At 54.1% G+C, this 24169-nt stretch carries 10 protein-coding genes; 6 read left to right on the plus strand and 4 right to left on the minus strand.

Going from position 1 to position 24169, the window contains the following annotated elements; translation table 11 throughout:
* Positions 1-4: 4 nt before the first annotated feature.
* The gene (locus tag KTH_RS09365; RefSeq protein WP_497618096.1) at positions 5-12442 is read right to left on the minus strand and encodes a non-ribosomal peptide synthetase; all 12438 of its coding nucleotides are present in this window, start codon (positions 12440-12442) and stop codon (positions 5-7) included.
* Positions 12443-13188: 746 nt separating this feature from the next.
* Between KTH_RS09365 and KTH_RS09370 the strand changes: the two genes are divergently transcribed.
* Both KTH_RS09370 and fni read left to right on the plus strand, forming a co-directional pair.
* Positions 13189-13446 (plus strand): hypothetical protein, encoded by a 258-nt coding sequence (locus KTH_RS09370; protein ID WP_497618098.1) that lies wholly within the window; start codon positions 13189-13191, stop codon positions 13444-13446.
* Between the two features lie 123 nt (positions 13447-13569).
* Positions 13570-14706 carry a type 2 isopentenyl-diphosphate Delta-isomerase gene (fni, locus tag KTH_RS09375; RefSeq protein WP_497618100.1) on the plus strand — a complete coding sequence of 379 codons (1137 nt, stop codon included), beginning with the start codon at positions 13570-13572 and terminating at the stop codon, positions 14704-14706.
* Positions 14707-15165: 459 nt separating this feature from the next.
* Here the strand turns inward: fni and KTH_RS09380 are convergent, their stop codons facing one another.
* The gene (locus tag KTH_RS09380) at positions 15166-15570 is read right to left on the minus strand and encodes a PPOX class F420-dependent oxidoreductase (protein ID WP_497618102.1); all 405 of its coding nucleotides are present in this window, start codon (positions 15568-15570) and stop codon (positions 15166-15168) included.
* 254 nt (positions 15571-15824) lie between these two features.
* On the opposite strand from KTH_RS09380, the gene KTH_RS09385 reads away from it, so the two are divergent.
* The 3 genes from KTH_RS09385 (at position 15825) to KTH_RS09395 (ending at position 20781) form a co-directional block, all read left to right on the plus strand.
* Entirely contained in the window at positions 15825-16829 is a 1005-nt protein-coding gene (locus KTH_RS09385) for a LysR family transcriptional regulator (RefSeq protein ID WP_497618104.1), read from the plus strand.
* 546 nt (positions 16830-17375) lie between these two features.
* A complete protein-coding gene (locus KTH_RS09390) occupies positions 17376-18194 on the plus strand; it encodes a trypsin-like serine peptidase (protein ID WP_497618106.1) in 819 nt (272 codons plus the stop codon).
* A gap of 382 nt (positions 18195-18576) precedes the next feature.
* Positions 18577-20781, plus strand: a complete 2205-nt coding sequence (locus KTH_RS09395) for a PAS domain S-box protein (protein WP_497618107.1) — start codon at positions 18577-18579, stop codon at positions 20779-20781.
* A gap of 25 nt (positions 20782-20806) precedes the next feature.
* Here KTH_RS09395 and KTH_RS09400 read toward each other — a convergent pair whose 3' ends face one another.
* Positions 20807-20998: a hypothetical protein gene (locus KTH_RS09400; RefSeq protein ID WP_497618109.1), complete on the minus strand. Its 192-nt coding sequence runs from the start codon at positions 20996-20998 to the stop codon at positions 20807-20809.
* Positions 20999-21306: 308 nt separating this feature from the next.
* Positions 21307-22338 carry a LacI family DNA-binding transcriptional regulator gene (locus tag KTH_RS09405; protein ID WP_497618111.1) on the minus strand — a complete coding sequence of 344 codons (1032 nt, stop codon included), beginning with the start codon at positions 22336-22338 and terminating at the stop codon, positions 21307-21309.
* A 454-nt stretch (positions 22339-22792) separates the two neighbouring features.
* Here KTH_RS09405 and KTH_RS09410 point away from each other — a divergent pair, with 454 nt between their 5' ends.
* Entirely contained in the window at positions 22793-24154 is a 1362-nt protein-coding gene (locus KTH_RS09410; protein ID WP_497618112.1) for an ABC transporter substrate-binding protein, read from the plus strand.
* The last annotated feature ends 15 nt before the right edge of the window (positions 24155-24169 follow it).

Below are 24169 nucleotides of genomic sequence, written 5' to 3' on the forward strand. Positions count from 1 at the left end.
GATGCTAGCCCTTTCTTTCCTGTTGCTGCAATTTTGCCTGTCGTTGCTCTTTTGTCATTGCATGCAATTGTTTCTGCGCCCGCGCGAGGGCATTGAGCCGTTGTGCAACTCCTTGTTGTTGCGTGAGCAGTTCCGCGAGTTCGGCGATGGTTGGCTTGTCGAATAACACGCGGATCGGGAGATCAAGATGCAAAAGCTTCTTGAGCCGAGCAATAAAGCGCGTCGCAAGGAGCGAGTGGCCTCCGAGCGTAAAGAAGTTGTCGTAAACGCCTACCTGCTCAACCTGTAAGAGCTGTTTCCACATTTCGGTGAACACCTCTTCAGCGGCGTTGCGTGGCGCGACATAGTGTGTTTCACGGCGAGTCTCTGCTTCATCGGGGAGTGGCAATGCCTGCCGGTTGAGCTTGCCATTCGGCGTCAGCGGCCAGGTTGTCACTTGAAGGAAATGTGCCGGGAGCATATAGGCGGGAAGCTTCTGCAACAGGTATTGTCTGAAAGCCTCCTCTGAGGGGAGATCATGCCCTGTCGCTGCGATAAGGTAGGCAACGAGTCGTACGTCACCGGGCGCGACTTCCCAGACCCGAACGACTGCCTCCTGTACCGCCTCATGTTGTGTCAGGATGCTCTCTATTTCTCCAGGCTCAATGCGGAAGCCGCGTATTTTGACCTGATAGTCGGCACGGCCCAGGTATTCGAGCGAGCCATCTTCACGGTAGCGGGCAATGTCTCCGGTGCGATAGAGGCGTGCTCCCGGCTCCTCACTAAAAGGAGAGGGAATAAAGCGCTCCGCTGTGTTGTCGGGCCGATTCAGATAGCCACGAGCCAACCCGTCACCGCCAATGTAGAGATCCCCGGGGATGCCTATTGGCACCGGCTGCAGGGACGAATCAAGCAGGTAGATCTGTGTGTTTGCGATGGGACGGCCAATAGATGGGGGCTCTTCAGCAGTCACCCGGGCCATCGTGGACCAGATGGTTGTTTCAGTGGGGCCATAGAGATTCCAGAAATGTTCTCCCTTTGGTGCAAGCTGGCGGGCTAACTCAACCGGGAGCGCCTCGCCACCGCAGAGAATGGTCAGGTGTGGCTGGCCCGTCCATTCCACCATCAGAAGCTGCTGCCATGTGGCGGGAGTGGCCTGCATGACCGTCGCACCGCTGTGTGCAAGCAGCTTTATGAGTTGCGTGCTATCAGCGATGGCTTCCCGATTGGCGATAACGACCCGACCGCCGCTGATGATCGGCAGGAAAAGTTCGAGCCCTGCAATGTCAAAGGAGATGCTTGTGACCGCTAGCCAGATAGCGTTTCGATCAAGCTGAAGTGTTTGTTGCATTGAATAGAGAAAATTGGTCAGGCTTTGATGCTGAAGGATCACACCTTTTGGCACACCCGTTGAACCAGAAGTGTAAATGATATAGGCCGACTGTGTTGCATAGCTTGCATCGGTGTCGCTTTCTTCAGGCATCTGCTGCCACGCATTATCAAGACAGAGAAGCTGTGCCGTACAAGGAGGCAGCGTATCGAGGAGGTGTTGTTGCGTCAACACAAGGAACATATCTGTATCGGCCATGATAAAGGCGATGCGTTCCTGCGGGTAGGTTGGGTCAAGCGGGATATACGTTGCTCCGGCTTTGAGCACAGCAAGCAGGCTGATAAGCAGGGTAGCTGACCGCTCCATATAGATACCGATGTGGCTTTCAGGCTTCGCTCCACGCGTGCGAAGGTGGGCCGCAAGCTGGTTGACGCGCTGTTGCAGCTCAGCATAGGTAAGCTGTTCGTCCTCAAAGAGGAGCGCGATGGCGTCAGGGGTGCGCTGTACCTGCTCGGCAAAGAGCAGCGGCAGCGTCCGGGTTGCAGGATAGGGGGTGCGCGTCTGGTTCCAGCGAGTCAGAAGCGTATCAAGCTCATCATGAGGGATGAGGGAGAGCTGTTCAGGTGTGTTCGACGTGTTGTGAGCGAGAGAGAGAAGGATATGGAGGAGATGGTTGAGCAGCCGCTGAAGGGGGGAAGCGTCGAAGCAAGCGGTGTCATAGGTCAGTCGCAGTTCCAGGCGCTCCTGTTGCATCATCGCCTGAAGCATGAGGGGATAGTTGGTTCGTTCCAGGGTATATGCTTCCTGGAATTGAAGCTGACGTGTGGCATCCGACAGGGAAGCGTCGAACGGGTAATTCTCAAAGACGAGTAGAGTGTCAAAGAGACGCTGTCCCGCGGGAACCTCGCTGCATCGCTGGATCTCAAACAAGGGAGCATATTCATAGAGCCGTGCCTCGGCCTGTTGCGCCTGGAGCTCACGGAGCCAATCGGAGAGCGGCTGGTGCACCGGGAGCTGTACGCGCACAGGCAGGGTATTGATAAAGAGGCCAGCGGTGTGCTCGATGCCAGCAAGCGAGGCGGGTCGTCCGGCAACGGTTGTGCCGAAAAGGACATCGTTGCTGCCACTGTAGCGGCTCAGGAGGAGGGCCCAGGCGGCCTGAAGGAGGGTGTTCATGGTGAGCTGCTCGCGTTTGGCGCAGGCAAGGAGTGAGGCGGTGTGCTCCTGATCGCAGGAGAGATGCAGGACGGCATACTGCTGCTGTTGTTGAGCGAGGGGAGCGGGGTGCTGAATGGGGAGGCGTGTGGGAGTGGAGAAGCCAGCAAGGAGCCGTCGCCAGTAGGAGAGGGCTTGGTGCTGATCCTGCTGCTGAAGCCAGGCGATATAGTCCCGGTAGGGCCGAGCCGTTTCGAGAGTCAGCAGGTGTGCGTGCTCATAGAAGTGAAGGGCTTCCTGGAAGAGGAGCGGGAGGGACCAGCCATCGAGCAGGATGTGATGGAAGCACCAGAGCAGGACCCATTGGCGCTCTGCAAGCTGGATCAGGTGCACGCGGAAGAGTGGCGCGTTCGTCAGGTCGAAGCCGCGAGTTTGTTCCTCCTGACGCAGCTTTTCGAGACGCAGTTGCTGGACGTCGGGAGGGAGGGAGCGCCAATCAGCGAAGAGCCAGGGGAAAGGAGCGCGCCTGAAGACGACTTGCAGTGGGTGTTCGAGCTCGTGCCAGAGGAAGGAGGTGCGCAAGATGGGATGGCGCTGCTGGACGGTGGCGAAGGCGTCACGGAGCCGCTGAGGATCGAGCTCCCCTTGCAAGCGGCTCTCTGTCAGATGCACATATAATTTACTGTTCGGATCGAACTGTGTATGGAAGAGCATGCCTGCTTGCAAGGGAGAGAGGGGGTAGAGATCCTCGACGGAGGGGGGAAGAGCAAGAGAGTCGAGTTGTGCCTGAGAGAGAGAAGCCAGGGGGAAATCAGAGGGAGTGAAGCCGTGAGCCTGGGGAAGGAGGCAATGCTGAATCAGGGAATGCAGGTGTGAGAGGAAGGAAGTTGCAAGCTGTTGAATGGTGGTTGGAGCATGCAGAGAGGAGCTGTATTCCCATTGCAGGGAGAGGCAGCCGTTGGCGACCATGCCATCGATGCTGATGAGGTGGCTACGGCGGTTCTCCGGGCTATGCTGAGAGCCGGGCGTATGGGAGACGAGCTGGAACAGGGTGCTGTCGTTGATCGTCTGGTCAAACTGCCCCTGATAGTTGAAGCTAAGCTGCGGGAGTGCCTGATTGACGAAGGTATGGCGTACCGCTTCATCAGGGTGCAGGTAGCGAAGCAAGCCGTACCCGATGCCCTGTTCGGGGAGGCGACGGAGCTGCTCCTTGACGCTTTTGAGGACGGAGGCGGGATCGCGATGGGCAGGCAGTTCGAGCAGGAGCGGATAGAGAGCGGTGAACCAGCCGACGGTCTGGGACAGGTCGATGTCTGGAAGCAGGTCAACGCGTCCATGCCCCTCAAGGTGGAGGAGCAGGGAAGGATGCTCAGTCCATTCGGAGAAGGCGAGCAGGAGGGCAGAGAGGAGCACGTCCTGAACGCGGGTCTGGTAGGCGTGAGGCACCTGTTGAAGCAGGGCACGGGTCTCCTCGGCAGGAAGCGTGACCTCGATGATGCGGCTACTGGCTTCGAGATTCTGTCCCTGAGGCTGGTCGAGAGGGAAGGCAGGAGCGGAAGCGGGATGTTGGGCGAGCCAGAAGGGAAGCTGCTGGCGAAGGGCGTCGGCGTGGGTGTGGACATAGCGAAGCAGGGCGTGGCCCCACTGCCAGAAAGACGGGCCGGGTGGTGGCAGTTGGGGCTGTTTGCCTGCCAGAAGGGCGTGAAGTATGGTCTGTAGCTCGGAGAGAATGACGCGCCAGGAGACGCTATCGACAGCGAGGTGATGAATGACGAGCAGGAGCAGGGAAGGCTGCTGGCCTCTGGTGAAGAGCACGGCACGCAGCAGGGGGCCATGCTCCAGCGAGAGGGAGGCATGAGCCTGCTCAGCGACCTGTTCGATGGTGGTTTGCTGCTCATCAGGGGAAAGCGCGTCAAGGGTGACCTGCTGAAGAGCGGGGCTTTCGGCCTGCTCTCTCCGACGCAAGAGGTTGCCACTCAGGAAGAGCTGGAAGGCGTCATGTCGCTGTACAAGCTGCGTGAGTGCTGTGTGCATTTGCAGGTAGGAGACAGCGGTTTGCAGTTGCAGCAGGATGGATTGATTGAAGTGATGCGGGTTGGCGGGTTGCTGGTCAAGGAACCACTGCATGATAGGGAGCAGGGGAAGCTCCTGCGGAAGCGTCTCGGCCTGAGCAGGGGTGATTGGTGTAGCAGTATCGGGCTGCGTATGGAGGAAGGCGGCAAGTTGTGCGATGGTCTGATACTGAAAGAGGTGGCGAGGGGAGAGGGAGAGACCGGCCTGAGCGGCTCGAGAGACGACCTGAATGCTGAGGATGGAGTCACCCCCCAGGGAGAAGAAGTTGTCGTGGATGCCGAATGTGTCGAGTTGGAGCACCGCTTGCCAGATGGAATGCAGTTGTGCTTCCAGGGGAGAGCGTGGCGCTTCGTTGGTGGAAGCGGCGGGGAGAGAGGGTGCAGGCAAGGCGCGGCGATCCAGCTTGCCATTGGCGTTGAGAGGGAAGTGAGGCAGCACAAGGAAGTGGGAGGGGATCATATAGTCTGGCAAAGAGGCGTGAAGATGCTGCCGGAGTTGCTCGGCGGTAGGGGCCTGAGCCTGGTCCTGAGCGACGAGGTAAGCGACGAGCATGGGATGAGGGTCGCTCTGAAGCAGGACGACGGCCTGTTGAACGAGGGGATGAAGGAGCAGGGCGGCTTCGATTTCGCCTGGCTCGACCCGATGGCCTCGTAGCTTGATCTGGGAGTCCAGGCGTCCCAGGCACTCGATGCGGCCATCTTCCCAGTAGCGCCCGCGATCACCCGTTCGATACATCCTTGCACCCGGTTGGTTGCTGAATGGATCGGGAAGAAAACTCTCTGCTGTTTTCACCGGATCAACAATATAGCCTCGGCCGACGCCAACACCACCTATGTAGATATGACCGGCCACACCAATAGGCACCGGAGCAAATGAGTCGTCGAGAATGTAGATCTGCATATTTGCGATCGGTTGGCCTACTGAGACATTGATGCTGCGTTCGGATGGCTGCTCTGCGATCACCTCATGAGTCACATCATCTGAGCATTCGGTTGCCCCATAGGTGTTCACCAGTGGAATATAGGGACAACGTTGTAGCCAGCGACGACACAACTGCGGGGGAATCGCCTCTCCAGTTGAGATCATCCAGCGAAGAGCCTGGCCGATCTCCTGTGTCGTGCCTGTTTCTAGTTCTTCAAGGAGCATACGAATCTGTGCAGGAACCAGTTCCAGTGTGGTGATAGCAAGCGTCCGCAGATTGGCACACAGATGGGTGGGCTGGTATATATCGTCGTTGCTGAGAATGTAGACGCACCCGCCAAGCAACAGGGGCGCAAGAAATTGCCAGACCGAGATATCAAAGCTCAGTGAGGCCGTTTGTGCCACCCTGTCATGTGCAGTCAGCCCGAGCGCGTCTATTTTCGCGAAAAGGTGATTTATCATCCCCGCATGCGAGAGCATCGCGCCCTTTGGACGCCCGGTTGAGCCAGACGTATAGATGACGTAGGCGAGCTGTTCTGCACGCATTGGCGGAGTATCGAGTGTGCTATGCTCTTCTTGCCAGGATATCTCTTCAATAGCTATCCGCTTGATTGGCTTATCGAGCAGGCCAGTGGCTCTTGCAATCTGCTGAGATGAGATGAGAAGCGAGGCTCCGGCGTTTTCCAGAATAAAGGCCAGGCGATCAGGCGGGTAGTCGAGATCGAGCGGGACGTATGCTCCCCCTGCTTTCAATATGGCAAGAAGCGTAATCAACATGGGTATTGAGCGTTCAAGTGCGATAGCAACAACCACTTCAGGTCCGACTCCTTCAAGCCGCAAACGAGCAGCCAGAAGATCCGAACGACGATCCAACTCTGCATAGCATATCTGCTCGTCGCCGTGCGTGACGGCGATGGCATCAGGGGTATAACGAGTCTGTTCCGTAAAAAGCTGATGAAAGAGCCGTGTCGTTGGATAGGGTGCCGTCTTTGCGTTCCACTCTACAAGCATTCTATGCCGCTCTTCTTCAGTCAATAACGCGAGCGTATCGATATGCCGGTGCGTCCCGCTGGCAAGCTGCCGTAGCACCAGTTGAAACTGCGCAAGCAAGCGTTCAATGGTACTGGCTTTGAAACAGGCTGCATCGTATGTGATGCGAAGTATCAGCCTTTCTTCGTATATCACTGCATCGACGACAAGCGGGTAGTTTGTCTTCTCGATGGTCTGTATCGGCTGTATGTTGAGATCAGCAATCGAGGAGAGCGTGGCATCTTCAAACGGGTAATTCTCAAAGACGAGCAGGGTGTCAAAGAGACGCTGCCCCGCGGGAACCTCGCTGCATCGCTGGATCTCAAGCAAGGGAGCATATTCATAGTGTCGTGCCTCGGCCTGTTGGATCTGAAGCTCGCGGAGCCAATCGGAGAGCGGCTGGTGCACCGGGAGCTGGACACGCACAGGCAGGGTATTGATAAAGAGGCCAGCAGTGTGCTCGATGCCAGCAAGCGAGGTGGGCCGTCCGGCAACGGTTGTGCCGAAAAGGACATCGTTGCTGCCACTGTAGCGGCTCAGGAGGAAGGCCCAGGCGGCTTGCAACAGGGTATTGACCGTGAGCTGTTCCCGTCTGGCATGTTCGATCAGGGCTCGAGTTTCCTCTCGCGAGATGCTTTTCTCCTCGAAATCGTGTTGCTGTTGCTGCTCTTCGAGAGGCGCGAGGTAATCGAACGGCAGGCGTGTGGGAGTGGAGAAGCCAGCAAGGAGCCGTCGCCAGTAGGAGAGGGCTTGGTGCTGATCCTGCTGCTGAAGCCAGGCGATATAGTCCCGGTAGGGCAGCGGCGGTGTCAGCATGCTTCCTTCTTGCTTGTATGTTTGAAGGATCTCGCTAAAAAGCAGCGGGAGGGACCAGCCATCGAGCAGGATGTGATGGAAGCACCAGAGCAGGACCCATTGGCGCTCTGCAAGCTGGATCAGGTGCACGCGGAAGAGTGGCGCGTTCGTCAGGTCGAAGCCGCGAGTTTGTTCCTCCTGACGCAGCTTTTCGAGACGCAGTTGCTGGACGTCGGGAGAGAGGGAGCGCCAATCAGCGAAGAGCCAGGGGAAAGGAGCGCGCCTGAAGACGACTTGCAGTGGGTGTTCGAGCTCGTGCCAGAGGAAGGAGGTGCGCAAGATGGGATGGCGGTGCTGGACGGTGGCGAAGGCGTCGCGGAGCCGCTGAGGATCGAGTGCACCCTGTAGGCGGAACTCGGCGAGCTGGATATAGAGATCGCTCCCTGAGGCTTCGTGGGCGTGGAAGAGCATGCCTGCTTGCAAGGGAGAGAGAGGGTAGAGATCCTCGACGGAGGGGGGAAGAGCAAGGGAGTCGAGTTGTGCCTGAGAGAGAGAAGCCAGGGGGAAATCAGAGGGAGTGAAGCCGTGAGCCTGGGGAAGGAGGCAATGCTGAATCAGGGAATGCAGGTGTGAGAGGAAGGAGGTTGCAAGCTGTTGAATGGTGGTTGGAGCATGCAGAGAGGAGCTGTATTCCCATTGCAGGGAGAGGCAGCCGTTGGCGACCATGCCATCGATGCTGATGAGGTGGCTACGGCGGTTCTCCGGGCTATGCTGAGAGCCGGGCGTATGGGAGACGAGCTGGAACAGGGTGCTGTCGTTGATCGTCTGGTCAAACTGCCCCTGATAGTTAAAGATGAGTTGAGGTTCAGTAAGCAGATCAAAGGAGCGACGGACCTGCTCATCAGGGTGCAGGTAGCGAAGCAAGCCGTACCCGATGCCCTGTTCTGGGAGGCGACGGAGCTGCTCCTTGACGCTTTTGAGGACGGAGGCGGGATCGCGATGGGCAGGCAATTCGAGCAGGAGCGGATAGAGAGCGGTGAACCAGCCGACGGTCTGGGACAGGTCGATGTCTGGAAGCAGGTCAACGCGTCCGTGTCCCTCAAGGTGGAGGAGCAGGGAAGGATGCTCAGTCCATTCGGAGAAGGCGAGCAGGAGGGCGGAGAGGAGCACGTCCTGAACGCGGGTCTGGTAGGCGTGAGGCACCTGTTGAAGCAGGGCACGGGTCTCCTCGGCAGGAAGCGTGACCTCGATGATGCGGCTACTGGCTTCGAGATTCTGTCCCTGAGGCTGGTCGAGAGGGAAGGCAGGAGCGGTAGGGGGATGTTGGGCGAGCCAGAAGGGAAGCTGCTGGCGAAGGGCGTCGGCGTGGGTGTGGACATAGCGAAGCAGGGCGTGGCCCCACTGCCAGAAAGACGGGCCGGGTGGTGGTAGTTGGGGCTGTGCATTGGCTCTGGCAGCCTGGAGCAGCGCGTTCAGGTCAGAGAGAATGATGCGCCAGGAGACGCTATCGACAGCGAGGTGATGAATGACGAGCAGGAGCAGGGAAGGCTGCTGGCCTCTGGTGAAGAGCACGGCACGCAGCAGGGGGCCATGCTCCAGCGAGAGGGAGGCATGAGCCTGCTCAGCGACCTGTTCGATGGTGGTTTGCTGCTCATCAGGGGAAAGCGCGTCAAGGGTGACCTGCTGAAGAGCGGGGCTTTCAGCCTGCTCTCTCCGACGCAAGAGGTTGCCACTCAGGAAGAGCTGGAAGGCGTCATGTCGCTGTACAAGTTGTGTGAGCGCTGTGTGCATTTGCAGGTAGGAGACAGCGGCTTGCAGTTGCAGCAGGATGGATTGATTGAAGTGATGCGGGTTGGCGGGTTGCTGGTCAAGGAACCACTGCATGATAGGGAGCAGGGGAAGCTCCTGCGGAAGCGTCTCGGCCTGAGCAGGGGTGATTGGTGTAGCAGTATCGGGCAGCGTGTGGAGGAAGGCGGCAAGTTGTGCGATGGTCTGATACTGAAAGAGGTGGCGAGGGGAGAGGGAGAGACCGGCCTGAGCGGCTCGAGAGACGACCTGAATGCTGAGGATGGAGTCACCCCCCAGGGAGAAGAAGTTATCGTGGATGCCGAATGTGTCGAGTTGGAGCACCGCTTGCCAGATGGAATGCAGTTGTGCTTCCAGGGGAGAGCGTGGCGCTTCGTTGGTGGAGGTGGCAGAGAGAGAGGGTGCGGGCAAGGCGCGGCGATCCAGCTTGCCATTGGCGTTGAGAGGGAAGTGAGGCAGCACAAGGAAGTGGGAGGGGATCATATAGTCTGGTAAAGAGGCGTGAAGATGCTGCCGGAGTTGCTCGGCGGTAGGGGCCTGAGCCTGGTCCTGAGCGACGAGGTAAGCGACGAGCATGGGATGAGGGTCGCTCTGAAGCAGGACGAGGGCCTGTTGAACGAGGGGATGAAGGAGCAGGGCGGCTTCGATTTCGCCTGGCTCGACCCGATGGCCGCGTAGCTTGATCTGGGAGTCCAGTCGCTCCAAAAATTCGAGTGTTCCATCTTCATGATAGCGTGCCAGATCGCCTGTCTTGTACAGGCGCGCACCTGGCTCTTTACTAAAAGGGTGAGGGAGGAAACGTTCAGCAGTCAGGTCTGGCCGGTTGAGATAGCCACGCCCCACGCCTTCGCCTCCGATGTAGAGTTCTCCTGGCATCCCGGGCGGTACAAGCTGAAAATGGGCATCGAGAAGATAGACCTGTACATTGTTAATCGGGCGACCGATCGGCACACGTTGCCTGCGATCTTCCGGTATACAGAGACTGAAGGTGGTATCAATCGTCGTCTCTGTCGGACCATACAGGTTATAGAGCCTGGCCGGAAGGGTTTCGGAGAAGCTCTGTAGGAGTGGCTTCGTAAGCGGTTCTCCGCCTGCAAAGACAGAGCGCAGGGTTGTACAAGCCGCGAAATCGGGCTCTGCCAGAAGGAGCTTGAGCAGGGTCGGGACAAGCTGAAGGACGGTAACGCCTTGTTCCTGAATCGTGCGCATCAGGTAGGCCGGATCCTGGTGGCCGCCTGGTTCCGCTATCACCATACGGGCGCCGATCAGGAGCGGAGCATAGAATTCCCATACAGATGCATCGAAGCCAAAGGGTGTCTTCTGGAAGAAATGATCCTCGGCAGTAAAAGCGAACTCATTGAGCATCCAATGCATATGGTTGCTGAGGGCTTTATGGGAAATCATCACCCCCTTCGGTTGGCCTGTAGAGCCTGAAGTATAGAGAATATAGGCAAGTTGTTCGGGGTGAGAAACTGGCCGGGGATTGCGTACCGGCTGAATTGCACCGCCTGGTTGATCGCTATCTAAACATATCGTGTTGTATGTCTGCCCGGGAAGCCGCTCCAGGAACGGTGATAGTGTCACTATAAGTGAAATTCGGGTTGTATCCAGAATGAACGCGAGCCGATCCTGTGGATAGTCGGGAGCGAGTGGGACGTAGGTTCCGCCTGCTTTGAGAATACCAAGCATTCCTACAACCATAGCGAAAGAGCGTTCCATGAAGAGCCCAACCGGTGTTTCAGCTTGCACTCCACGTTGTTGAAGGAAGGAAGCGAGCCTGTTCGCTTCCTGATTCAACCTGGCATAGGTTATTTGCTCGTCGTCGAAGGTAAGCGCGATGGCATCTGGTTGCTCGGCTGCCCGTCGCTCGAAGAGGTGATGCACTCCTTCCCATTCATCAGCGCGGATACTGTGTTCTTTTTCAGATCCCTGCCAGGCTGAGAGGAGCATTTCGCGCTCTTCCTCGGAGAGAAGTGGTAGCTCATCAAGCCGCTTCGTGGGATCATGAACAATGCCTTGCAGCAAAATACGCCAGTGAGTAAGGAGGCGTTGGATCGTAACGGCCTCAAATAGATCTGTGTTGTACTCTATAACGGTCTGTATCCCTTGTGGGGTGTCTACAAAGAGAAGCGAAAGGTCGAATTTTGCGGTAGTGAAGCCCTGTTCCAGCCGATGAAAGCGTAGTCCTGCTGCTTCCTGATTGGTAGGAGCGGCTTGTTGCTCGGTAAAAAAGATCTGGAAGAGCGGCATATGGCTCAGGGAGCGTTCTGGCTTGAGTTCGTCCACGACCTTTTCAAAGGGGATCTCCTGATGCGTATACGCCTCGATAGTAATGGACCGAACCCGCGTGAGAAGCTGAATGAAGGTCGGGTTATCTGCCAGATTGACGCGTAAGGCGATTGAATTGACAAAAAAGCCAATAATCCCCTCAACCTCGGGGCGGGTTCGATTCGCGCTCGGTGTACCAATTGTGAGATCGGTTTGGCCGGTGTAGCGGGATAATAGTACATGGAAGGCTGCCTGTAATGTCATAAAGAGCGTGGCATTTTCCCGCTGACTCAGGGCCTTTAACTCCTTCTGCAATGCGCAAGGAAGCAGTATTTCCTGATACGCACCATGAAAGGTTTGAACTGCTGGACGCGGGTGATCGGTGGGCAGCTCAAATGGCGAGAGATCCCGAAGCTGCTCGCGCCAGTAGGCTAACTGCTGCTCAACTCTGTCATCCTGCGACCGCTGCCAGAGCGCGTAATCTGCATATTGCAGCGGCAGTGCTGGTAAGGGAGATGGCTTTCTATCAACGAACGCCTGATACAATGTAATGAGTTCCTTGAGCAGCACATCTTCAGACCAACCATCCGAAATGATATGGTGAAGTGTCAGTACAAGCCTGTGCTCCTGTGGCTTCAGGCAGAGCAGCCGCATCCTAAAGAGTGGCCCTACTGTCAAGTCGAACGGTTGGTTTGCGTCCTGTTGAGCGAGCAGCAGTGCGGCCTTTTCCCGTTGCTCCGGAGCAAGGTGGCTGAGGTCGATATAGGGCAGATGAAGCGGGAGGGTAGTGCAAATCGACTGAACGGGCTGTCCCTCGTGAAGGTGGAACGTGGTGCGGAGACTTTCCTGACGATGAATGATCTCTTGTAAACTCTGCTGAAGTGCATCCAGATGGCAGTAGCCCTCTAAGGTAATCACCAGCGTGTTGTTATACGCAGGGTTGCCCGGCTCCATCTGGTCGAGGAACCAGAGCCGCTGCTGAGCAAAAGAGAGCGGATAAAAGGGTGCCTCTTTTCTATGTGGAATCTCTGACTGTGCTCTCTGCCCCAGTCCTTTTTGAGCGAGTCTGGCTTTGAAAAGCTCCATTTTGTGAGAAGAGAGGATATGTGAGGGATTCTTCTTTGTTGTCATAAATCAACCTTACCTTTACATGCATAAAAATCTGGCAAGAAAGAAAAGAAGCGTCACAACTGCCGATCAAGATATCAAAAGTAGATACTTTCTTTGTTCATCGTCTGTGGTACATGTATCAAGCTCTGAGCTGCCCTCAGATTGTAGAAGAAAAGCAGCTTTAGCGTCCTTTGTCGTAGCGCTGAATGTGCTTTATTCTTGTGTGCTCAAAGTATAAGCTTTCTTGTTTTCAACCTGCAATTCTCTTAAGGAGGATTTTTTCTTATCTTTCCTCTACGTAGTAGAGAGTAATTCTTTCTCCTTTTTTGTACACTATGCAGTAGTCATTCACAGGCGGAAAAATACAGTTCGCAGATGATGGAGATGAAAACCGATTAACCACTATACTTCTTCTTGATAGAAAAGGCTGCACGCTTGCACAGGAAAAAGAGCACTTTCTGCTGGTAGCGGCTGGGCGTAATGGAGAGAAATGCTCCTTCTTGCTCCGATGTGGTGGTAGAAATGGGTAGAGAGGAGGAGATATATGGAGGATACTTTATCATTTTAAATTTACTATCTTAGCTATTGTGAGATGAAAAATATATAGTGTACACTGTGTTTCACAGGCGAATATCGTGTATTACAAACGATACTGTTTCAATATGCGATTGTCCATCGCCTTCTCTTATTGTGCTTGATGAGTGACTCACAGGAGGTACTCTATGTACGCGTTTGAGCAGAAAAGACGCGAACTAACTGACCGGATTGTTGACAGGATTTCCAACGATCCAGCTTTCCGTGCAGCCTTCTTTGCGAATCGTGAAGAGGCGTTGGAGTCCGCAGGTTTTGCTCGCGAGATTCGCGCTCTGGAGCAGGCTGCTCTGAGGGGTGAGGCTTCTGCTGGCAACAATGCGTATGCAGCTTATGCGGCCTATGCAGCTTATGCGGCTTATACGGATGCTGGCGTGAGCAAGGCCTAAGTAAAGGTCATATGCTCTCCAGGAGTTGCGGTGGACAGGTTTCCTGTCTATCGCAGCTTCCTCTTTACCTGGCTTCAGAAACTGCTTGTAACGGGTGTGAACAGAGGAAGGAAAGAACGGTTTATGAGTAAGGAAGAAGTAAAGCAACGCAAACTGGAGCATGTCCAGATGGCTCTTGAACAGAACATTTCTGCACCACAACGGGCAAGCTGGAAAGATGTTCACCTCGTTCATCAAGCCTTGCCAGAAGTCGATCTGGATGAGATTGACACAAGCGTTGATTTTCTTGGTCATCGTCTCCGTGCACCTATCTTCGTCTCCTCGCTGACCGGAGGTCACCCTGATGTTGCTTTTATCAATCGTAATCTGGCACGGGTTGCAGAGGAATACGGGTTAGCGTTGGGTGTAGGGAGTCAGCGAGCCGCAATTGTGAATCCTGAGCTGACGAGCAGCTTTGCCATCGCCCGGGAACAGGCACCAACTGCTTTTCTGCTGGCCAATATCGGTGCTCCCCAGTTGATCCCGCAGAAGGAACATCCTCCTTTTACACTTGAGCAGGCACAGCAAGCGGTTTCAATGATTCAGGCGAACGCGCTGATTGTGCATCTGAATAGCTTGCAGGAGGCAGTCCAGCCGGAGGGAGACCGGAGAGCTGCTGGAGAGGCGGCGGCTTTACGAAGATTGGTTCAAGCTGTATCTGTGCCGATAATCGCGAAGGAGACAGGGGCGGGCATCTGTCGCGAACAGGCACTACTGCTGCGTTCCTGTGGGGTTGCCGCGCTCGATGTCGGCGGCGCCGGCGGCAGTAGTATGGCTGCACTCGAATCATTGCGGGCACAATCGCGGGGAAACAAGCAGGCTTTGGATATCGGGCTGCTGTACCGTGATTGGGGCATTCCTACGCCTATTGCGGTGGTGGAAGCGGGTACTGCTCATGTTCCGATCATCGCGACGGGTGGGATACGCAGTGGCAGAGATATTGCCTGTGCGCTTGCTCTAGGAGCTACACTTGTCGGAATAGGTCATCCATTTCTCCAGGCGGCCAGTCGGGGTTATGATGCAGTTTGTGCATTCCTGGAACAGACGCTTGCTGAATTGAAGGTCGCGATGCAACTGTGTGGGGCCGCGACGCTTCAACAGATGCGCGAAGCGGATGTGGTTGTTCTGGGGGAAACGAGGGAATGGCTCTATCAGCGCGGTTTTGAGGATGACGTGAAGCGAATGGCCCGCCGACATTGGAAGAGAATACATAGTCTGTAGCCCTTTCTGAAGGGGCGGGATGGATGCTAAATCTGAGATCAAACAGTGCCGATGCTTTCCTGAGGGACGATGTGGTGAGGTCAGGAAAGAGTAGTCCCGACCTCTCCCGAGCCAGAGTGCAAACTGTAGGGAGAAAAGCGCTTCTGTTTCTTTCTTCCTCATAGCAGCCCGTCGGATCAAGTGTGCTGTTTGCTCCGTGCGTAACCACAAGCTGCACTCGATCAGGTGTAAGGAGAAAGGAGTGTCCTTTCTGAGGATGGTAGGTTTTCTGGCGCGTGCATTGTTTTTCTGTCAGTTCATAAAGAGTATATTCGTTAGCGTGCGCGCCGTAAGCCCCCTGGCCTTCAGACAGGGGGATATAAGGCGCTCCCACAGACAATAGATATGTCAAGAGTATCTATTGTCTGTGGGGTATACTTCTTCCATGATGAACAATCATGTTAGGAGCAAGAGCTACCTCTATGCCCAAACGATTTTCTTGGGAACAAACTTTCCATCCTCAAAGACTGGCCCATCAATTCCCCAACTCCAGGAAATCCTGGGGGTAATCGCAAGGTATGGTCCGGGGCCAAGATGGCCCTGTTCACGCTCAACAATAGTTGCCTCTCCATGTATCTTGATCCCTCGTGGTTCATAGGGGTCAAATGATTTCAAATCGTCAATAATCAGTGATATCCTGTTATTGCCGGAGGCAATATTCTTGTATTTGCGCGAGGCTTTTAGAAAGTGGCCGCCGATATAGAAACGGGTTCCATCAAATTCAAAGCCTACTGCGTCTACGTCAGGCTGTCCTGTAGATGAGACAGTTGCCAATCTGGCAAGTGGTTGTGTTTGAAGATAGGCACGTTCTTTTTCTGAAAACATTGCTAAATCCTTTTCCTTATGTTTGGTTTCGCATGTCGTCCTTGTCTATTTCAGGAAGTGTCAGGAAAGACATGCAGACATACTATCCTGCTGATGTAGAGCTGGAATGGTTGCTCAACACTAGACGAAGCGCAAGCAGGAAAAGCGACTCGAGAAAGGAGTGCTTTGCCGGTTGCATACTCTCCAGCCGGTTTTCTCCAAGAGGCCGAAGAGCCGCGCTTTGTATTTGTCCTGAGTATATAGGATTTGGTAGAATGAATGCAAATCCTATTGGTCATGAACTTATGCGAGGTTGGCATATGAACTTTACTCAATTTCAATGCCTGGTTGCGCTGGCCGAAACCGGGAGCTTTACGGAGGCTGCCTATACCATTGGGATGACCCAATCAGCGGTGAGTCATGCTTTGGCTGCACTCGAAAAGGAATTAGGCGTTACGTTATTGGAACGCAATCGCAAAGGAGTTGTTGCGCTGAGCAGGGTTGGTCAGGAGATCCTCTCCCATGCTCGAATAGTGTTAGCCCATGCGGAAAGCATCGAGCAAGAAGCCAGGAGGGCACGAAACCAGGAAAGAGGGAAGCTGCGCTTAGGAAGTATTTCTTCTGTTCCCCCGGATCTGCTTACAGGAATGCTGACATATTTCAAGCAGCAATATCCAGACATTGAAGTGGTCCAATTTGAAGGAACAATGCAGGAGATTCATGAGTGGATCTATGCCAATATCATCGATGTTGGATTTGTCCTTCGGACTGCCGGGAAGAAAAGCCGTGCATCACTTTGTCCTGGTGCTGCTGGATTGACATTTGTTCATGGGAAGGAGATTGAGAGCAAACCTGTGATGACGAGTGAATTGCAGATCTTCGTTCCTGTTGGACATCGTTTGCATGCTCAAGCAAAAGTGATGGCAGAAGATCTCCAGACAGAACCCCTGATCTTGCCAAAAATGGCTTGCGAATTTATGGAGGTAGTTGGCCTGGAGCCGTCAAGGCGAAGTGAAGCACGTATTCGTTATCATGCGGGAGATAGTCGTACTCTTCTGTCGATGGTTCGAGAAGGACTGGGGATAACAGTATTGCCTCGAACAATGCTTCCTGAGAAGTTAGATGGTCTGGTTGCTCTTTCACTGGACCCCCCACGATATTTGCAGATCGGACTGGGTGTCAAATCGTGGGAAACTGTCTCGGCGAGGACGGCGTTGTTCGTAGAAACCGCACAGACCTGGATCTCTCGGTCATCATTTTTGAGCAAAAAATATGCCTGATTGATAATCAAAGGGCCAATGATTCTTTATTAGACCTCTTGTACCACTGTTTCCTCTTTAAAAAGGCAGAAGAATCAAAAAATGGAGAGAGGGGGAAAAGATATTGAAAGAAAGAAAAATATATGTTATCATATTCTCGTTGTTATATTGATTCTGAGATGAAGAGAGTGTTTGGCGCTTTTCAGTCGGATAAAGGAATATCTGGATTCCTTATGCTATGCTTTCCTGTGAAAGTGAAATAGATGTAATTGACGAGCGGGAGCTGATATATCTAAGGACCTGATATATCGGTAAGGAGTAGCCCGGTAGCACGTTTCGCTTTTTGCTTCTCTTCCTTTCACTTCGCAGGATGCATATACAATTGATAATGTCCTCTAGCTATTTCTCATTCAATGAGAGAAAGGATTCTCGACGATGAGAAGGAATTCCTCCAGACGATGGCGTTTTCTGCTTTTTCCTGGCGTGCTAGCCCTTGTTTGTGCCCTCTTACTTAGTGATGTAGGGACAACTGCCCGTGCTGCCAATACGAGCACATCAGGTGTCAGTATGAAAGAGGTGACCCAGGACCCGAAGGCTGTTGCCGACTACTGGACGCCCGAACGAATGCGCACCGCAAAACCGGCGGATATCATTTTGCCTGAGAAGAAGCAGCCGGTCTCAACGAGACCTGGTATACTGGCTGCAACGGCTGTTCCTACTGGCTCATACGGCACCTTCCCCTATTCCACGATTGGTAAGGTCTTCTTCACAGATCCTCGAACCGGAAGCAACTATGTCTGTTCCGGCACCGCGGTTCAGAGTCAGAATGGTAGTACTGTTGATACGGCGGGCCACTGTGTTGCTGCTGGTGGTGAGAACAGATATTACACAAACTGGGCTTTCTGTCCGCAGTACATCGATGGAAGCTGCCCGAAAGGGCGCTGGACAGCCCGTCGGCTTATTGCTGATAGCGTCTGGCTCTCCTCCGGCTCACTCTATCGCGACTATGGTGCGGCTGTTGTAAATACCCTGAACGGGCAGACCCTGGTTGCGGCCGTCAACGGCGTCCAATTCGGGGCCAATCTGTCCCGCACCCAGACCTGGTATGCGCTGGGCTACCCTGCCGCTTCTCCCTTTAACGGGAACCGGATGTATCAGTGCATTTCCGGGCGCATCGCCGATGACTCGGGAACCCCGCAGCCTATTGGCATCTCCTGTAATATGACCGGCGGTTGCAGCGGTGGCGGCTGGTTGATTAACGTCAACGGAACCTGGTATGTCAACGGCCATAACGATTACAAGTATGGGGGGACCTCCAATAATATGTACTCGCCCTACTATGGTAACGAAGCGTTGAACGTATACAACACGGCCCAGATTGCCTGAGATCCTGGGAGGAAGCAAAAAGCCTTATTCTCTCCTGCAACGGGTTCTCTCCCCTTCCCTGTTGCAGGGGAGCCCCTTTAGAACTCCCCGCTTTCGCGATCCTCTCCTTTGGCCTGTAGAACGGGCAAGAAACGCTGCTGTAGCCGGAGCGCTGGTGTGAATTGCTGTGCTCTATGGCGAGAGACACGCGTTTTTCTTTACTTTATCTCTACTATAAAGAGAAATTTACTCTTGACGCTAGTTGATAGTATATGAGAGAATCAACTGGCATTCTATGTTTGCTCTTAGAGTAGAAAGGGCATGCGAGGTGGAGCAATATAAATTCCTTTCAAGTACCAATGTATCCGGACAGCAACAGGGGGAGCGTTTTCATAAAGATTTAGTGCAAGTCGAGCCTGCGCTACTTGATGTTATTCAGGATGCAGTTTTGATCTATGATCCGCATTACCATCTCTCTTTCTGGAGCAGGCAGGCAGAAGAGCTCTATGGCTGGACGGCTCAAGAGGCGCTTGGACAGGATGTCCGTCAGCTCCTTCAGGAACAAATTATCCGGGAACCGATCGAAAGAGAAAGGCGCCTTTTTCAAGAAAAGGAGATATGGGAAGCGGAATTACTCCATAAGGCGAAAGATGGGAGACAGGTTATCGTTGAGAGCCATGCCCGATTGCTTCCTCATGAGGGGCGATCTTTCGTTCTGGAAACGCATCATGATGTGACCGCACAGCGGCAGGCGGAGCAACTGCTTGAAGAGTATTATCAAAGGGCGCAGAAAGCTATTGACGTCGGGGTCTGGCGCTGGGAGATCTCCAGAAATAAACAGGGCCGCCTGTACGCCAGAGGTATTATTAATAGTCGAGTTGCCCATTTTCTCAAACTGCCTTCAAATACACTTTTGACTGATGAGCAGTTTTTTACTTTTATCCATCCTGATGATCGTCCGCTTGTTCGCCGAACCTTTGAGCGGGTAATTGAGACGGGAAGCGACTACAATGCCGTCTATCGTATGCTTGATCCTGAACAGGGCACAGTCTGGGTTGCTTCGCGCGGCAGCGTTGTGACCGATCAACAGGGTACCCCGTTATACGCGATTGGCATTACGCTTGACATTACCGAACAGAAACAGATTGAGGAAGCGCTACAGGCTGCGAATCGGCGTATTACCTCTATTCTGGAACATGTCGCCGATGGCTGTATTCACGTTGATAATGAATGGCGCTATAGCTATATAAGCAGGAGTACGGAGAAGCTGGCTGGCGTTCATGGCGAAATGTTTCTGGGTAAATCGATCTGGGAAGTCACGCCGCATCTCTGCGGCAGTGAAACCGAGCGCTTTTTACGGCTTGCCCGAGAGACACAGCAGCCTGTCGAATATGAGATGTTTTATGCACCTGCTCAGCAGTGGTGGAAGCTCCATATTGTCCCGGCTTCCGATCATCTGGCCGTCTACTATCACAATATTACCGCTTTGAAAGAGATACAGTCACTCTACAAGGAGCAGGAAGAGACATTTCGCCGTCTGGCGGATGCCAACCTTGTTGCCGTGGCTTCCTGTACTGAGGAGAGCGATATTATCGATGCCAATGATGCCTTTCTTACCCTGATCGGGGCCACCCGCGAGGAATTGCGGACCGGAAAGCTGAACTTTGCGAAGATCACGCCGAAGGAATATGAGGCATTGGATCGAGAGCGGCATGACGAAGCAAGATCTATGGGTGTCTCATCACCATATGAGAAAGAGTATTATCATAGACTCGGGCATAGAGTGCCGGTATTGGTGGCAGGCGCCTATATGGAACGATCAAAACATCATGTAGCGATCGTAATAGATATTTCTGAGCAGAAAGAACTGGAGAAGCAGAGAGAGGTTTTCTTTGGGATCATCAGCCATGAACTGCGGACACCCCTGACTGCTATTGGAGGAACGCTGCAACTGGCACAGCGGCGGCTCAAGCGCTTTGTTTGCCAGCCAGAAGAGTGCGGACCGAGGGTGGTTGATCTGTTGCAGAATACAGATCTCTTAATTGAGCAGGCTCTCAGACAGACACGCGTGCAGGATCGTCTGATTGAGGATCTGCTTGATGCCTCGCGCATCGCGGTTGACAAGCTGGAACTGACCATGATGCCCGCCGATCTGCGTCAGATTGTCCGGGAGACAGTCGAAGATCTGCGGGCGACGGCTCTGGACCATACCATTGCGCTCTTGCTGCCTGAGGTGCCGCTTCCTGTCTGCGTAGATAGGATGCGTGTTGCTCAAGTGCTCGGGAACTACGTGACCAATGCCCTCAAATACTCGCCGGCTGGAGCGCCTGTCACTGTGGAGGTGACCTCGACTGGAGACGAGGCGCGGGTCTGGGTGCATGATCGTGGGCCCGGGCTTTCGGAAGAGGCGAAACAGAAGATCTGGAGCCGTTTTCAGCGCTCTGCTGAGGCCAAAGCGCATAGTCGTCTGGGTGCAAATCTGGGCCTGGGTCTCTACATCTCTCAATCGCTCATCCAGCGGCATCAAGGGGCTGTTGGGGTAGAGAGCGAGCAGGGCAAAGGGGCCTCCTTCTGGTTCTCGCTGCCCTTACGTACAACATGTCTCTAAGTGCCGAAAGTGCCTGCCTGGTTTTTCAAGGGCTGAACAACACAGGCGTTTTCAGATGCTCCCGCTGTCGGGGGGGGCCCAACACTTTGAGAATGGCGAGACCGCCAGGAAAGCTCAGCCCGGAGATCTGCCCCAGAAGCCAGAGCTTGATATGTTGCCCTTCAAGGTACTGCTCAAGTGCAATAAGGAGAAAGAAGGCTGTACTGGAAGCAGCCATAGAATGTGAAATCCTTTCCGATGGGGAGTCCAGAATCTATCGATTAAAAGAGATCCCAGTTGCTTGATCAAGATGTATATTTAATGCACCGATCGACTACAACTATATAGAGAATCCATGAGAAGCATGATCGTTGGTGACGTGTCGCTGCGTGCTCATCTTTTCGTGCGTACATATATTCGTAAGATATTTAGCCTATCCTCATATCCTCTGCCAAGCGAGAAAGCAGAGAGTATATACCGCAAGGACATGGGCCTGAAAGGGCGAAACAGAGGGCTGAGGTGCCTGGCAACGAGCAGGCGAGGCCCTTATGGTGAGGCAGGGCCGCGCTCTGAAGCAGGGGCTGCGGTTGAGGAGCGTATAACCATTTCGGGTAGAAGGAGCGGCGGCGTTTCGAGCTGCTTCCCCTCAATCCGACCGAGTAAAAGATTCAAGGCCAGCGTTACAAGCCTATCGCGATCCACATTGACGGTGGTAAGCGGTGGAGCCATGAAGGGGGAGAGGGCAATATTATCGAAGCCGACAACTGAGAGGTCGTGTGGCACACGAAGTCCAAGCTTCCAGGCAGCGTTGATCGCTCCCATTGCCATCAGGTCATTTGTGGCAAAAAGGGCTGTCGGGCGCTCTGGCTGCGTGAGCAATTGATGTGCTGCTGCCTCGCCGCTTTCAAGCGACGAATCGCCGTGAGCAATGAATTGTGGTTCAAGCGGGCAACCGGCATCCTGTAACGTCTCCGTGAAGCCGGAGAAGCGAAGATGATGATCCAGGCTGCCGTCTGGTCGGGTATCAACGATAATACTGAGTCGCCTGTGACCCAGTTCGAGCAGGTGTCTGGCAACGAGCTGGCCGCCACGCTTAAAGTCCAGGCCAACACCTGAAGGGATGTTCTGCCCCTCTTCTTCCCACAGGCAACAGATGACCGGGAGCCCGGATTTGAGCATAGATTGAATTGCTGCAAGGGAGAGGCCGCCGGGTAGCGCAATAATGCCATCGACGCGTCGTGCAGCCAGATCCTCCAGAAGCTCCTGACCGAGGTGCTCATCTTCATAGGTATTGGTGATGACGGTGCGGAACCCACGGGTATAGGCATTGCGTTCCACTGTTTCTGCAATGCCAGCATAGAACGGGTTGATAATATGTGGAATGACAAGCCCGATCGTGCGTGTTTGCTGTTTGGTCAGGCTGCGTGCAAGCAGGTTCGGGCGATATCCCAGCTCGTGAGCACATTTTAACACCTTCTCCCGGGTGGCCTGACTGATCGAGCCTCTGCCGGACAGGACATATGAAACGGTGGCCGCTGTAACGCCTGCTGCCTTTGCTACGTCATAAATGGTTGTCAAGTTTGTCTCCTGCGGTAATACTGTTCAGAGCCGGTTCAGGCTGACTTCTAGTATAGGCAGGGGAGTACAGCCTGTCAATAGAGCAGCTACCAGATGAGCGCGGGTGAAAAAAGAGCTGCCGAAAGTATTGACACTGCAAAATCCTTGTGTTATATACTTGTAACAAGTTAATTAACCGATTAACTTGCCTGCTTAACGTTACCCGGTCGGGTTAAAGCGGGGTGGGTTCACAGAGTTGTGATACATAGTGGGGGTGAAACGGCAGGGGAGGAGGCTCCTGGCTCTAAAGGCTGACATCATGTCAAACGCTTATCAGGTTGTCATTTTCTCAGTTTCTGCCTCGCCTGCCTGTTTTTACACATAATTTTGTAGAACGATCTGAAACACAAGGCAACAACGAAGCTGCCGCATCTGCCTGCATCTGAGCAGATGTCATGAAAGGAGTAGCACAGGTATGAATGACAGGCTCTCATCTCTTCCCCTGGTAAAGGCTAACCGTCGTACATTCCTCTCTCATTCGCTTGCTCTGGGGGCGTCACTGGCCGGTATCGGGACGCTTTTACAGTCCTGTGGAGGCGGGAACGCGAATAGCAATGGCGCTATTAAATGGTCAACCTGGGCTGGAGCGAAAACATCCAAACGGCTTCAGGAGTTCACCGACAGGTACAACAGGGACCATAACGCGAATGTCAAGTTTGCCCCGATCCCCTCATACGATGATTATTTGCCCAAGATTCTGACTCAGTTGAATGGCGGTATTGCTCCTGATGTCTTTTACGCCGCAGACGAGCATATCATCAAGTTGATTCAAAATAAGACTATCGAGGAACTCACACCGCTTCTGGCGAAGAGTGATAGCGTGGTCAAGGAGAGCGATTATTTCCCGGGCATGTGGGGCGCGGCCAGAACGCGCAGCGGGAAAATTTACGGAATTCCTGTAGATTGTAACCCGATCGTCTTGTGGTACAACAAGAAGGTCTTGCAGGAGGCCGGCATTACCGAAATGCCCGCCGAGCTGTATAAGCAGGGAAAGTGGACCAGAGATGTATTTCAACAGATGATCGATAAAATCACGGCGAACAAGAAGCGCGGCTACATCCTTGCCAGCGATTCAATGCTGTATCACTATAGCTGGGCGATCAACAATGGCGGCAGGATCTACGATAAGGATGGCTACGGGGACTTTATCGCCGATCAGGACGCGAAGACAGTCGAGGCCTTTGAGTGGCTGGCCGAGAATGTCCGGGCGAAGAAGTTTGCCTATGCGTCTTCTCTCCCCTCGAATCAGAGCGAAGACCTGATGTTTACAGCCAATCAGGTTGGCTTCTTGTCCGCAGGGCGTTACTATCTCTCGACCTTCAAGGGGGCACGGGCAAAGGGACTGGATTATGACATTGTGCCAATGCCCGGTACAGATGGAAAGAGCAGGCCTACAGGTATCTTCCTGGCCTATATCGTGCTTAACAAGAAAACGAAGAACCCGACAGAGGCCTATAAATTCCTGTCAAACTATGTCTCTAAAGATGGCGAGACCTTGCGCCTGAAAGACGCCGGAGACGCGGTTCCGTCGGTGAAGGGAGCGGATCAGGTTGTACTGGATGGAAATGACCCTGTTCACGCGCAGCATTTGCTGGATGCTCGCAATACAGGTTTTGCAACCTTTGCCTCTGAAATGGGAACTCCCGGCCTGAGCCTGGATATTGTCTCAGCCTTCGATCCGGTATTCTTGAAGGGGGCTGATGTTAAGACCACGCTGGGAAAGGTGGCCGCGATGGTCAACCCGCGTATCAAGCAGGCGCAATCGCTGCTCCAGTAGAACCCTGTACAGGAG

The organism is Thermosporothrix sp. COM3 (assembly GCF_059696735.1).